The organism is Kribbella qitaiheensis, assembly GCF_014217565.1.
GTDB classification, from domain to species: Bacteria; Actinomycetota; Actinomycetes; order Propionibacteriales; family Kribbellaceae; genus Kribbella; species Kribbella qitaiheensis_A.
The window spans coordinates 7,014,723-7,026,625 of record NZ_CP043661.1 but is presented as its reverse complement, the minus strand read 5'-3'; the positions used below and the strand labels follow the sequence as shown (position 1 = coordinate 7,026,625).

The following is an 11,903-nucleotide window of genomic DNA, read 5'->3' as shown; positions in this document are numbered from 1 at the left end:
GTCAACCGTCGACCCACCGACCGGGAACCCCGCCGCGAATGGAGGTGCCTTGCAGGAAGTAATGCGAGTTCGCCAACGCGATCGCGAGCAACATGAACCCACGCGCCAGATCCGGCGCCAACGCCCGCGCACTCAATCCTGTAGGCCCACCTGAACTAGTCACCCCGCTAGTCAATCGGCCCCACCCACCGCCCGATATCAGCAAAAGTACCCAACCCCGCAACGAAGGTATGACCCACCGGCTCGGGCTGTGATAGGCCATGGTCTACCGCCTAGGAAAGGGCAGCCATGTCGACCGAAGACACCCCGGCCATCGAGCCTTGGCTACTGACCTGGTGCAAACGAGAGCTCGGGGCGCTACCGGCCGAGCAACTCCTGGCCGCCGCAGCAATGAGCGACGTCAAGGCACTAAGGCTGGACGACGGCCGCGAGGTCGTGATCAAGACCCGCCCGGACCCCAGCGGCCGAGTAGCAACCTGCCTAGCCGTCCAACGCACAGTCGCCGAAGCCGGCCTACCGTGCGCCCGCCCCCTCACAGGCGCAACCACAGTCCACGGCCTGGCGGCGCGCGACGTCGCCGTGGACGACCTCGCGTTGCACGGCCTCGCCGTGCACGGCCTCACGCTGCACGACCTCACGGCGAACGACCCTGCGGCGAACGATCTCGTGGTGCACGCTGAGGAGTGGCGGCCTGGCGGCGAGATCGAGCGCGATACCGGCGTGGCCGCCGCCGAGCGTTCGGCGCGGCTGTACGCCGCCGTCAGCGCGATCACCAACGGCCTACGCCTCCCTCCCCCGCTGCCCAACCCCGAGTGGGTGCACTGGGACCACGACGGCCCCGGCCACTGGCCGCCGAACCCCCGCCACGACCACCGCCCAGGCGCAGACTCACTACCCCCGGACCTGCTCGCCATCGCCGCCCGAACACGCAAGCGCCTGCTCGCTTCCACCTCGATGCCGCACGTCCTCGGCCACGCAGACTGGGAAGCCCAGAACCTCCGCTGGCAAGGCAACGAGCCACACACCATCCACGATTGGGACAGCATGGCCTTCCTCCCGGAGTCGGCCCTAGCCGGCGCTGCCGCAGGATGCTTCGCCAGCACCGAAACCCCCACCCTCGCCCCACTCACCAGCTCCGAGGCTTTCCTCACCGCCTACCAGGAAGCACGCAATCGCCCCTTCACCCCACCCGAACTTGAGATCGCCTGGGCGGCCAGCCTCTGGCCCGCCCTCCACAACGCCCGCGCCGAACTCCTCTGGAACCACCCACCCATCGCCCTAACCGAACTACGAGCCCAAGCAGAACCCCGCCTCCAACGAGCCGCCGCCTGACCACCCCCTCCCCAGCTCCCTGGCACCCCACCTCTGCCCAGCCGCCTCCCGCCGCCCTGCGTCCGCGGATCGAGGCGGAGGGGTTGGAGTACCGGCGTACCGAGTGGTTGATGAACGTTTCCTGGATAGACAGCCGGTACTTCGGGCGCCCGCGCCGTACGGGGTTGAGGTAGTTCAGCGCGAGTGGGTCATCGCGGTGGAGATCCACGCCGGCCACAAGGTGGCGGCTACCGGGCAGATGATTGTTGACGGCAATGATGCGGTCGCGGACATGATCTGGACCGAGTCTGAGCGCAGAAGCAAGGGTCTGGCCGGCGCGGTGATGTCGGCGTTGGTCAGCGAAGCACGGAGAGCCGGCGCGACGAACGGGTTGTTGGCGGCCTCGCGGGAGGGTCGGACCTCTACCACTCGCTCGGCTGGAAGACCGTTGCCGAAATCCTGGTCGCGCGAACCAAAGGCTAGCTAGGAGAGGCGGACTCGGGGGTCTATCAGGCTGTCGACGACCAGGTTGCCGAGGCCGGGGAGGTCGAAGATCTTCTCGGTGAAGATCGCGCCTGACAGGCTGCCGGCGATGTCGAGGCCGAAGATGGTGACGACCGGGATCAGGCCGGCCCGGAGCGCGTGTTCGTAGGTGACCATCCGGTCCGACAGGCCCTTGGCGCGCGCCGTACGGACGAAGTCTTCACCCAGCGTCTCGACCATCGAACCGCGGGAGTAGCGGGCGTAGTCCGTGCAGCTGTAGATGCCGAGTACCAGCCACGGGGTGATGAGTCCGCCGAACCACTTCGCGAGGTTCTCCGACGGTGGCGTCCAGCCTCCGCGCGGCAGGACCGGATAGAGGATGGTCAGGTAGAGCGCGACCATCAGGCCGACGATGTAGAACGGGACCGAGCTGACCACGAGCGTGCCGCTCATCAGGAACCGGTCCCCCGCGGTACCGCGGCGTTTCGCCGCCATCGCCCCGACCGAGACGCCGATGGTCAGAACCAGTACGCCGTACCCCGCCACCAGCGACACCGTCACCGGCAGCCTCGTCGAGAGCAGCTCGTACACCGGCCGGTCGTTCTTGAAGGAGAGGCCGAGGCACGGCGCCGGGCAATGCTGGGTGAACCCGGACGTCACGAAGTCGCGGCCGACGAAGATGCCTGCCACGTACTCCGCGAACTGCTGCACCTTCGGCTGATCCAGGTGCAGGTTCGCCTTGATCTCGTTGTAGCGCTGTTAGGTGCAGTCGCGCTCACCACAGATCGCCCCGGCCCGGATCGGTCGGAGCGATGAAGAACAACGCGAAGGTCGCGACCATCGTGACCAGGATGACGCTGATGGCGCTCACCAAGCGGCGACCGACGAAATGCACCATGGTTAGCTCCTACATCTCCCGGCCGACTGATCCAGCGACCCCCAGCCGCCACGACATCGTTCCACATGTACGCATGCGTCATCGGCCTGACTCAGCTCCGCCGAGCAACAGCCCAGTCGCGAAGAACCAGCTGCCCAGCAACGGCTTCGACATCAGGTGCCGCAACCACCACACGTGCAGCCAGGCGGTCACCAGCACGATCCCGGCCAACGCGATGTGGACCAGCCGCCACCCCTCGTACCGCGGCTGGCGGCGTGGTCCGGTGATCGCCAGTACGACTAACAGGATCAGCGCCAGCGTCGAGCAGGTCGCCGCCCGCGCGGCCCAGGTCGTATGCACCAGATCGAAAATGGCGAGCTGGCGGCGATCCTCGATCAGCACGGCGAGCAGGTGCAAAACCTCGAGCACCACGGCTGCCTTGGCGATGCTCCGATGGATCCTGAGGATCGTCTCGATACCGAACGCCGCGATCAGCGGCGAGACCCTGGCCGGCAGGATCACCGCGACCACCAGAGCCGAGAAGGCAACCAGCCCCAGGCTCAGCGCGACCGCCTCCCCGACCCCCAGCTCCGGCGGGCCGAGTGACAGCCAGGTGAGTGCGAGCGGCACCAGGAGCGCTTCGAGATAGAGCAGGAACCAGCCGATCCGTGCAGCCGGTCCGTGCGCATGGGTGGTGACAGGTCTACGGCGGATCATGTCGGTTCCCATCGCATCCGTCAGGGGGGCGCGACTGGAACCTGTGCCCACCGGACGGCGATCCGGAATGCCTTGTTTCGTTAGGACGTCGACCCTTGCGCCGACTTTACAAACTCCGTTGCTATTAGCAACTAAAGAGGCTCTCCGGCCAGGTACGTAGGAGCCGGGCCCGGTTGGCAGTAGGGTTCGGGGGTGCCTCAGCTTCGGGTTGCTCTTGCTCAGCTCAATGTCACGGTCGGTGACGTCGACGGGAACATCGAGAAGGTCCTGACCTGGACCCGCAACGCCGTCGAGCGGGGTGCCCACGTCGTGGCCTTTCCCGAGCTCGTGCTGACCGGATATCCGGTCGAGGACCTCGCCCTGCGCGGGTCCTTCGTCGACGCTTCGCAGGCCAAGACCCACACCCTCGCCGAGCGGCTCGCCGCCGAAGGACTCGGCGAGGTCGTTGTGGTGGTCGGGTATCTCGACCGAGCCACCGGTACGGCGATGGGCGTCGACCGGCTCGGCCGGCCCAAGGGATCACCCACGAACTCGGCCGCTGTCATCCATGGCGGCCAGGTCGTCACGTCCGCGGTCAAGCACCACCTGCCCAACTACGGCGTCTTCGACGAGTTCCGCCACTTCGTCCCGGGCGACACGCTCCAGGTCATCCGCATCCACGGCGTCGACGTCGCACTGGTCATCTGCGAGGACCTCTGGCAGGACGGTGGCCCGGTGGCGGCCACTCGCGCCGCCGGAGCCGGATTGCTGCTGGTCGTGAACAGTTCGCCGTACGAGGCCAACAAGGACGACGTCCGCGGTGAACTCGTGACCCGGCGGGCGCGTGAGGCCGGCTGCGCGCTGGCCTATGTGAATCTCGTCGGCGGCCAGGATGAGCTGGTGTTCGACGGGGACTCACTGATCGCCGATGCCGAGGGCAAGGTGTTCGCGCGGGCGCCGCAGTTCGAGCAGGGCAGCATGGTGGTCGACCTGGACCTCCCGGCACCGACCGGTACGCCGGGGGGCGAGCACGAGGGCATCCGGATCATGCACACCGTGCTCCACGAGGACCCGCTGCCGGCCTACGAACCGATCGCGGCCGCGATGGCGCCGCGCTTGTCGGACGAGGCCGAGATGTACGGCGCGATCGTGACCGGATTGCGCGACTACGTCCGCAAGAACGGATTCAAGTCGGTGCTGCTCGGACTCTCGGGTGGGATCGACTCGTCGCTGGTCGCGGCGATCGCCTGTGACGCGATCGGGGCCGAGCACGTGTTCGGCATCTCCAACCCGAGCGTGTACTCCAGCGACCATTCCCGCGACGACGCGGCCGAGCTCGCCGCGCGGACCGGGCTGAACTACCGGGTGGTGCCGATCCAGCCGATGGTGCAGCCGTTCCTGGAAACGCTCGGACTGACCGGGCTGGCCGAGGAGAACCTGCAAGCCCGGGTCCGGGCTGTTGTCTGGATGGGCCTGTCGAACGCGGACGGCCACCTGGTACTTGCCTGTGGCAACAAGTCGGAGCTGTCCGTCGGCTACTCGACCATCTACGGCGACGCTGTCGGCGGGTACGCGCCACTGAAGGACGTGCCGAAGACGGTGGTCTGGCGGCTGGCGAAGTGGCGGAACGCCGATGCCAAGGAGCGCGGCAAGCAGCCGCCGATCCCGGAGAACTCGATCGCGAAGCCGCCGTCCGCGGAGTTGTCCCCAGGGCAGCTGGACAGCGACTCGCTCCCGCCGTACGACCTGCTGGACGACATCCTCGACGACTATGTCGAGCAGGACCGCGGCAGCGCCGAACTGGTCGCCGCCGGGTTCGACCCGGAGGTCGTCAGCAGGGTGATCCAGCTGGTCGACAAAGCGGAGTACAAGCGGCGGCAGTATCCTCCGGGTCCGAAGATCACCCACAAGGCGTTCGGTCGGGACCGCCGGCTCCCGATCACGAACGCGTGGCGTGAGGATGCGAGGAAGGCGACGGAAAGCTGACTGGATCGTGGCGTCACCGCCCTTACCCCGACGACTCGTTCCCCCGGACGGGCGGCCTCAGCCTGCCCGAGGACGACGACGATGGCGATGTGAGGCATCCCTCACCGACAGGCGGTGGCGCTCACGCACCGCAACGGTGGGACGATGACCCCATGGTTGACAACTTCATGTCGGCCGGTACCAACGGCGACGCCGATGACGAGCTGCCGGCGCCGTACGGGACCGGACCGAAGAACCGGACAACCGAGGAGCACCACCGCTCGGAGTACAGCTATCCGGAGCCGGAGCGATCCGGCGACGGTTGGCGCGATCGTTCGACCGCGCTCGACGGGCTCGACCCTGCGCCCTCGCTGCCGAACGCCCCCCGGTCGTACGAGCGCGGCCCGGTGCCGCAGCAGCCGTACGTACCGAAGCCGCCGTTCCTGCCTGGTCCGCCGCCGGCCGCGCCCGAGCGCACCGGTTACCCAAGCCAGCAGCAGTCTCCGCAGCCGCCCAGCGAGCTGCAGTACCCCGCCGAGCCGTCGCGCTCGTACGGCGACTCGTACAGCGAGTCCAGCTCCGACCGGCACGACGAGTCCCCGTTCGCGCCGCGTACGCCGTACCAGGAACCCACGTCTTTCCGGCCGCAACAGCAGCAGCCGCCGTCGCCGCAGCAGGGACCTCCGCCGGCGCCGCCGCAGCAGAGCCCGTTCGCACCGAGCCGCAACGGAAGCAGCGGTCATCCGCCGCAGCCGGCCGCACCGCCTACGCCGCGACCGAGCGCGCCCAGTCCCAACGGTGCCGCGTCCAGTCCTCCGGGCGCCAACACTCCTGGCGCCAACGGTTCCAACCCGGCTCCCGGTCAGGCAGTGCCGCCGCGACCGCCGCAGCAGCAGTCCAGCAACGGTGTGACTCCGCACAACGCCAGCAGCAACGGCTGGAACCAGCCGCACGGCCCGGCACCGAAGCCCCAGTCGCCGTCACAGTCGCCGACTGCGCCATCCAATGGCCTCTCACAGAGCCAGCCGTCGGCCAACGGCCAAACGCCGACCAGGCCGACTCCGAGCGCACCTACACCGGCTACTCCGCCGACTCCGGCCGCGTCGAGCGCGCCGACCGGGTGGAGCGGGCAGGCGCCGAGCACGGGTCAGACGCCGAACGCTTCCAACGGCTACCCGTCCGATCCGTCGGCGGAGTACGAGAGCAGCTCGCCGATCAGCTCGGCGGCAAGTTCGTCGACCCGTAACCCGTCTCCAGGCCAGAACCAGCCGGGCCCGAGCGCGCCGCCGAACCAGCAAGCTCAGGACCGGCAGGGCCAGCAGGCACAGCAGGGCCAGCAGGCACAGGGTCAGCAAAGTCAGGCCCAGCAGGCTCCGCAGCAGAGCACTGGCGGTAGGCCGGTCGGCGCACGACGTCGCGCCGACGTGCAGCAGGACGCACCGAGTCAGGTCCAGGCCGAGCCGGCCGCGTCGCACCGAGGCGCTCGCCGCGCGCAGCCGACCGCAAGCGCGGCGCCGGCCGAATCAGCCGGTACTGCGACGCCCCCGTCCACGCCAAGTACTCCGGGCGACGCCGGTAACCGTCCTCGCCGCTACCGGATCCACCATCTGCGCGACATGAAGAACCGCGGCGAGAAGTGGGCCATGCTCACGGCGTACGACCAGTACACGGCCGAGATCTTCGACGAGTCGGGTATCCCGGTGCTGCTGGTCGGCGACTCCGCCGCGAACAACGTCTACGGCTACGACACCACGCTGCGAGTCACGGTCGACGAGTTGATCCCGTTGGCCCGTGCGGTCGCCAATGCCGTGCAGCGTGCCTTGGTCGTGGCCGACCTGCCGTTCGGTTCTTACCAGGGTTCGCCGGAGCAGGCGTTCCACACCGCTGTCCGCTTCATGAAGGAGGCAGGCGTGCACGCGGTGAAGCTCGAAGGCGGGCGGACCGTCGTACCGGCTGTCGAGAAGCTGACGCAGGCCGGCATCCCGGTGATGGCGCACATCGGCTTCACTCCGCAGAGCGAGCACAGCATCGGCGGCTATCGCGTCCAGGGGCGCGGCGACCAAGCAGCCGGGCTGATTGACGACGCGGTTGCACTTGCCGAAGCCGGCGCGTTCTCGGTCGTACTCGAGATGGTGCCCGGCGATGTCGCCGCGGAGATCACCAAGCGGATCTCCGTACCGACGATCGGCATCGGCGCAGGCCGCGACACCGACGCCCAGGTGCTGGTCTGGCAGGACATGGCCGGTCTCCGGTCAGGCCCGATGCCCCGCTTCGTGAAGCAGTACGCCGACCTCCGCAGCATCCTCACCACAGCCGCCACCACCTACGCAGCCGAAGTAGCCAACGGCGCCTTCCCCGCCGACGAACACACCTTCTAGTGGCGCGGGGGACGAGGCCTTCCCCCGGCCCCCGGCCCCCCGCTCCCCGGAAGGTGTCTGAGGCCGCACCGATGGCAGCCAACCCCGACGCCCCAGTGCGGGCGTCTTTGTGCACCGGCTGAGTATTCCGCCCGCGGAAAACGCTCAGCGGATGCACAGAGGCCGGCAACCGACGCGGGCGTTCCGCGCCCTTGTGCACGCCCTGAGCACGCGATCGGCCCGGAACACTCAGCCGATGCACAAAGACGCCCACACCGCAGGCAACAGCGAGCATCCCAGACACACACAGCCTCGGAGCCAGCCGACCCGCCCAATCACACTCCGCGCACTTGACCAACCCCACCAGACCCCGGTGCCCCGACGGCGAACGAACTCCCACCCGATCCCGGCAGGCGAAGGACTACTGCCACGCAGCCGAAGCCGCTACCGCCAACGCGGCACAGGACAAAACACCCGAGACCAACTTAAGCAACGAACTTCAGAAGCAGGACTCTAGCAAGAAGGCGCCGACACGGGGCACTAGATCCAGGGCAGGGCTGAGCGTTCTGACCAGTACTCGTAGGGCTTCTGCGCGAACTCGGTCAAAGGGCCTGCCGTCGCGTGTGCGAGGTTGCTCTCGAGTTGCTCGGTGGTGGTCGCACCGCTGAGTACCACGTCTGCCCAGGGTTGGGCGGCGGCGGTGCTGATGGCGAGGGAGTCCGGGGAGACGCCGTGTTTGGCGGCGAAGGTGTTGAAGGGCGTCTCGCCTGCGTGGGAGGTGAGGCGGCCGTTGGCGACGGCTTCCTTGACGACGACGAACCAACCGGCTTCGTGGGCCTCGGCGAGCGCAGTACCGGCTGAGGTTTCCAGGACGTTCCACGTTGACTGGACGGCCGTGAACGGCCCGCCGAGTTTCAAGGCCTCGCGCAGGGTTGCCGCTTGGTGCGGGCCGCTGGTCGACAGGCCGATTCGTACGCCGTCGGCGGCGAGCTCGGCGAGGCGATCGAGGAGCTTCGGGTCCGACAACGCGGGGCTGTCCGAAGTGAGGCTGTGGACCAGGTAGAAGTCCGGCCGTCCACCCAACGCCGCGAGCGTCTCGGGCCATTGGCGTTCGAAGGTCTGCAGCGAGTGGTCCTTCACCTCGTGCGTCGTCGCGTCGTCGCGCCAATCCGCGACGTACGTGTAGCCCCACTTCGATCCGATAGTGAGCTGGCTACGGCGCTCAGGGGTCAGCCACTCCCCCAGGAACGCCTCGGCGAGACCGTACGAGCGGGCCGCGTCGAAGTACCGCAAGCCGGCCTGCCAGGCCTGGTCGAGCAACTCGTGCGTGCGACGGCGCAGGTCCTCGACCTCACGGCCCGGCGGCAGGTCCTGGTCGTGGCCGAGATTGATGTAGCCCGGCCGTCCGAGCGCGGCCAGTCCCAGGCCGATCCGTGCAGTCATGCTCCGATCGTCTCACCCAGATCCAAAGGACGAGACGCGCCGTACGGCGACTCTTCGCGGCGCCTTCGTCGCTTACCGTTTTGAGGTGTGACCCATTCCCGCCTGCCTCCGCCCGGCACCGTCGTCCGGCGTACGACGGCCCGAGTCCTTCCTGTCCGACCGGACGGGAAGGTCCTACTGCTGCACGGGTGGGACCCGCTGATTCCGAGCCGTCCGTATTGGTTCACCATCGGCGGCGGCGTCGAAGCCGGCGAGACGGCGGCCCAGGCCGCGAGTCGCGAGTTGCGCGAAGAGGTCGCTCTCGTGCTGCCCGCCGATTCGCTGGGCGAGCCGGTCGCGACGAACACGATCGAGTACGAATGGGGCGGGTGCCCGATCATCCAGCACCAGACCTTCTTCGCCGTTGGCGTGGAAGCGGTCGAGGTGAGCTTCGCCAACCAGGAGGAGCTCGAGCTGGAGACGATCAGCGACCACGGCTGGTGGCATCCGGACGAGCTGGAGGCGACCGGTCAGGCCGCGCACATCACCATCCCCGGACTGCTCCGGCAAGCCGTCAACGCGATCGAGTTGCGGAAGGCTTCCTGACGGCCGGGCTCAGCGCGAGCGGGCTTCCTTCAGGACCTTCTTCGGGACCTTCTTGTCCACCTTGTAGTGGACGCGGTCCAGCCGCTCCGCGCAGCCGGCATCAGCCAGTCGCTTCAGGACCACCGGGCACTTCTTGCACCTCGGTTTGTCCTTGCAGCACTTCTTCTTCGCGGTCTTGGACGCCACGTGGCGAGTGTAGGTGAGGCAAACCTAACCGTCTACCTGACGACGCAGTCTTCGTGTCGCACGTCACTGCAGCTGTTCGGTGAGCACCGCGCGGGCCTCGACCAGCGACGGCCCGTACCAGGTGAGATGCCGACCCGAGACGCATTTGGCCGGCCGCTCAAAGGCCTCCGGTCCGTCATTCACCGAGAACGCATACGGCTCGTCCGGCAAAACAACGATGTCGTACTCCGGCAACGCGGCGAGCTCGAACTTGGGATAGCGCCCGGGTGATTCCGCCAGCACGTTGTCGATACCCAGATGTGCCAGTACGTCGCCCGCAAACGTGTCCCGTCCCAATGCCATCCACGGCCGCCGCCAGATCGGAACGATCGCGCGCCGACGCGGCCCGGCGTACGGCGTACTCCAACTCGTCTCCGCATCGTCGAGCCATTGCGGGACGTCGCCGGTGATTGCCGACAGCATGCGGCGCAGTGACGCGAGTGATTCGGTGAGCGTCGTCGGCGCGGTCACCCAGACCGCGATTCCGGCCGCGCGCAATGCGTCGAGATCGGGCCGCCGATTCTCTTCCTCGTTCGCGATCACGACGTCCGGCGCGAGCTCGCGAATCAGTGCGACGTCGGGGTTCTTCGTACCGCGAACGCGCGTCACGTCGAGGTCCTGCGGATGCGTGCACCAGTCCGTCGCACCGACCAGCAGCTCGCGATGTGTTGCCGCGATCGCTTCCGTCAACGACGGCACGATGCTGACCACGCGACGTACTCGCGACGGCATCGCGACAACCGCTCCAAGGTCGTCCCGCATGTGCTCCGAACCTCTCTTCCGTTGCTCGTTCGACAGAGGTTGCCGATGACAACACTCGCGTCGAAGCACACCGAATCGGCCGAACGACGGCAACTTTGCGCGCGTGTCGCCAACAAATCTTTCCCGCCGTCCGGCATGCTCGACGGTTGGTGAAAGCCCTTCTCTACAAGGATTTTCGCTCAATTCGCCCGGATTGCACAACGGGACGCCTTAAGGTGCAGTCGATTCAGGTGCTTTACGTAGGCACCAAGTGTTGTCATCATCATGACGACGAGGAATCCACCGTGGTTTTCCTCAGCCGCACCAAGGAGGCAGAAGTGCCAGCCAAGAAGGCAGCCGCAGGGAAGGCGACAGCCAAAAAGGCTTCTCCCGCCAAGAAGACTGTCGCTAAGAAGGCCAGCGCCGCGACGACCACCGCGCGCAAGGTCACCGCAGCGAAGAAGACGACAACGGCGAAGAAGGTGACTGCGGCGAAGAAGGCACCGGCCAAAAAGGCTCCGGCCAAGAAGGTCGCCGCCAAGAAGGTGACCGCGAAGAAGGCTCCGGCCAAGAAGACCGTGGCCAAGAAGGCGCCGGCGAAGAAGACCGTCGCGAAGAAGGCACCCGCGAAGAAGGTCGCCGCCAAGAAGGTCACCGCGAAGAAGACCGTCGCGAAGAAGGCACCGGCCAAGAAGGTCGCTGCCAAGAAGGTGACCGCCAAGAAGGCACCGGCCAAGAAGACCGTGGCCAAGAAGGCACCGGCGAAGAAGGCTCCTGCTCGCAAGGTGGCAGCCAAGAAGGCGCCGGCCAAGAAGACCGTCGCCAAGAAGGCTCCCGCTCGCCGGGTAGCTGCGAAGAAGGCGCCGGCCAAGAAGGTCGTGGCCAAGCGCGCGACGATGGCCCGGAAGGCACCGGCCCGCAAGGTCGCCGCGAAGAAGGCCTGATCGAGCCAGTAGCTCATGCCTGAGGGGCACCACCGGGATCCGGTGGTGCCCCTCAGGCATTGCTGAAACTCGAGTCAGTCGTCGTTCCATTTCGGGTCGCTGTCCCAGGACTCGTTGCGTTCCTGGACCTTCTCCAGCGCCCGGGCCGCTTCTTCCGGTGAGCCGTAAGGCCCGAGTCGCTCCGACGCCTTGTCGCCCTCGTAAGGCTCGACCTGGCCGGTCTTGACGTTGTAGTACCACTCATTGCTGTGATCGTCGGACATTACGGATGACCAC

At 67.4% G+C, this 11,903-nt stretch carries 14 protein-coding genes; 5 read left to right on the top strand and 9 right to left on the bottom strand.

All coding sequences use genetic code 11. The features are described 5' to 3' along the window. Position 1: 1 nt before the first annotated feature. On the bottom strand, positions 2 to 163 hold the full coding sequence (locus F1D05_RS41430; protein ID WP_246486175.1) for a hypothetical protein: 162 nt from the start codon (positions 161 to 163) through the stop codon (positions 2 to 4). A 125-nt stretch (positions 164 to 288) separates the two neighbouring features. On the opposite strand from F1D05_RS41430, the gene F1D05_RS33390 reads away from it, so the two are divergent. Further along, positions 289 to 1,332, top strand: coding sequence for a hypothetical protein (locus F1D05_RS33390; RefSeq protein ID WP_185444300.1), 1,044 nt, complete (start codon positions 289 to 291; stop codon positions 1,330 to 1,332). 174 nt (positions 1,333 to 1,506) lie between these two features. Here F1D05_RS33390 and F1D05_RS33385 read toward each other — a convergent pair whose 3' ends face one another. The 4 genes from F1D05_RS33385 to F1D05_RS33375 all read right to left on the bottom strand — a co-directional run bounded on the left by F1D05_RS33385 (position 1,507) and on the right by F1D05_RS33375 (position 3,388). Next, entirely contained in the window at positions 1,507 to 1,740 is a 234-nt protein-coding gene (locus F1D05_RS33385) for a hypothetical protein (protein WP_185444299.1), read from the bottom strand. Between the two features lie 54 nt (positions 1,741 to 1,794). Continuing rightward, on the bottom strand, positions 1,795 to 2,505 hold the full coding sequence (locus tag F1D05_RS42375; protein ID WP_281388832.1) for an ABC transporter permease: 711 nt from the start codon (positions 2,503 to 2,505) through the stop codon (positions 1,795 to 1,797). Positions 2,506 to 2,569: 64 nt separating this feature from the next. After that, entirely contained in the window at positions 2,570 to 2,692 is a 123-nt protein-coding gene (locus F1D05_RS42370) for a hypothetical protein (RefSeq protein WP_281388831.1), read from the bottom strand. Between the two features lie 78 nt (positions 2,693 to 2,770). Beyond that, positions 2,771 to 3,388 (bottom strand): ferric reductase-like transmembrane domain-containing protein, encoded by a 618-nt coding sequence (locus F1D05_RS33375; RefSeq protein ID WP_206685936.1) that lies wholly within the window; start codon positions 3,386 to 3,388, stop codon positions 2,771 to 2,773. 192 nt (positions 3,389 to 3,580) lie between these two features. On the opposite strand from F1D05_RS33375, the gene F1D05_RS33370 reads away from it, so the two are divergent. Both F1D05_RS33370 and panB read left to right on the top strand, forming a co-directional pair. Then, positions 3,581 to 5,353 (top strand): NAD+ synthase, encoded by a 1,773-nt coding sequence (locus F1D05_RS33370; RefSeq protein ID WP_185444297.1) that lies wholly within the window; start codon positions 3,581 to 3,583, stop codon positions 5,351 to 5,353. 152 nt (positions 5,354 to 5,505) lie between these two features. Next, positions 5,506 to 7,710 (top strand): 3-methyl-2-oxobutanoate hydroxymethyltransferase, encoded by a 2,205-nt coding sequence (gene panB / locus F1D05_RS43290; protein ID WP_428994979.1) that lies wholly within the window; start codon positions 5,506 to 5,508, stop codon positions 7,708 to 7,710. 519 nt (positions 7,711 to 8,229) lie between these two features. Here panB and F1D05_RS33360 read toward each other — a convergent pair. After that, on the bottom strand, positions 8,230 to 9,132 hold the full coding sequence (locus tag F1D05_RS33360; protein ID WP_185444296.1) for an aldo/keto reductase: 903 nt from the start codon (positions 9,130 to 9,132) through the stop codon (positions 8,230 to 8,232). 87 nt (positions 9,133 to 9,219) lie between these two features. On the opposite strand from F1D05_RS33360, the gene F1D05_RS33355 reads away from it, so the two are divergent. Further along, entirely contained in the window at positions 9,220 to 9,717 is a 498-nt protein-coding gene (locus tag F1D05_RS33355) for an NUDIX hydrolase (RefSeq protein ID WP_185444295.1), read from the top strand. A 9-nt stretch (positions 9,718 to 9,726) separates the two neighbouring features. Here the strand turns inward: F1D05_RS33355 and F1D05_RS33350 are convergent, their stop codons facing one another. Both F1D05_RS33350 and F1D05_RS33345 read right to left on the bottom strand, forming a co-directional pair. Next, on the bottom strand, positions 9,727 to 9,903 hold the full coding sequence (locus F1D05_RS33350; RefSeq protein WP_185444294.1) for a hypothetical protein: 177 nt from the start codon (positions 9,901 to 9,903) through the stop codon (positions 9,727 to 9,729). Between the two features lie 63 nt (positions 9,904 to 9,966). Further along, on the bottom strand, positions 9,967 to 10,704 hold the full coding sequence (locus F1D05_RS33345; RefSeq protein WP_185444293.1) for a helical backbone metal receptor: 738 nt from the start codon (positions 10,702 to 10,704) through the stop codon (positions 9,967 to 9,969). A 317-nt stretch (positions 10,705 to 11,021) separates the two neighbouring features. Between F1D05_RS33345 and F1D05_RS33340 the strand changes: the two genes are divergently transcribed. Continuing rightward, positions 11,022 to 11,627, top strand: a complete 606-nt coding sequence (locus F1D05_RS33340) for a histone H1-like repetitive region-containing protein (RefSeq protein ID WP_185444292.1) — start codon at positions 11,022 to 11,024, stop codon at positions 11,625 to 11,627. Positions 11,628 to 11,701: 74 nt separating this feature from the next. Here F1D05_RS33340 and F1D05_RS33335 read toward each other — a convergent pair whose 3' ends face one another. Next, the gene (locus tag F1D05_RS33335) at positions 11,702 to 11,890 is read right to left on the bottom strand and encodes a hypothetical protein (RefSeq protein ID WP_185444291.1); all 189 of its coding nucleotides are present in this window, start codon (positions 11,888 to 11,890) and stop codon (positions 11,702 to 11,704) included. Positions 11,891 to 11,903: the final 13 nt, after the last annotated feature.

What these genes read in the sequence shown, in the direction of transcription:
- F1D05_RS33390 (WP_185444300.1), top strand. Translation starts at nt 289, where the DNA reads ATGTCGACCGAAGACACCCCGGCCATCGAGCCTTGGCTACTGACCTGG.
- F1D05_RS42370 (WP_281388831.1), bottom strand. Translation starts at nt 2,692, where the DNA reads ATGGTGCATTTCGTCGGTCGCCGCTTGGTGAGCGCCATCAGCGTCATC.
- F1D05_RS33375 (WP_206685936.1), bottom strand. Translation starts at nt 3,388, where the DNA reads ATGATCCGCCGTAGACCTGTCACCACCCATGCGCACGGACCGGCTGCA.
- panB (WP_428994979.1), top strand. Translation starts at nt 5,506, where the DNA reads ATGGTTGACAACTTCATGTCGGCCGGTACCAACGGCGACGCCGATGAC.
- F1D05_RS33360 (WP_185444296.1), bottom strand. Translation starts at nt 9,132, where the DNA reads ATGACTGCACGGATCGGCCTGGGACTGGCCGCGCTCGGACGGCCGGGC.
- F1D05_RS33345 (WP_185444293.1), bottom strand. Translation starts at nt 10,704, where the DNA reads ATGCGGGACGACCTTGGAGCGGTTGTCGCGATGCCGTCGCGAGTACGT.
- F1D05_RS33335 (WP_185444291.1), bottom strand. Translation starts at nt 11,890, where the DNA reads ATGTCCGACGATCACAGCAATGAGTGGTACTACAACGTCAAGACCGGC.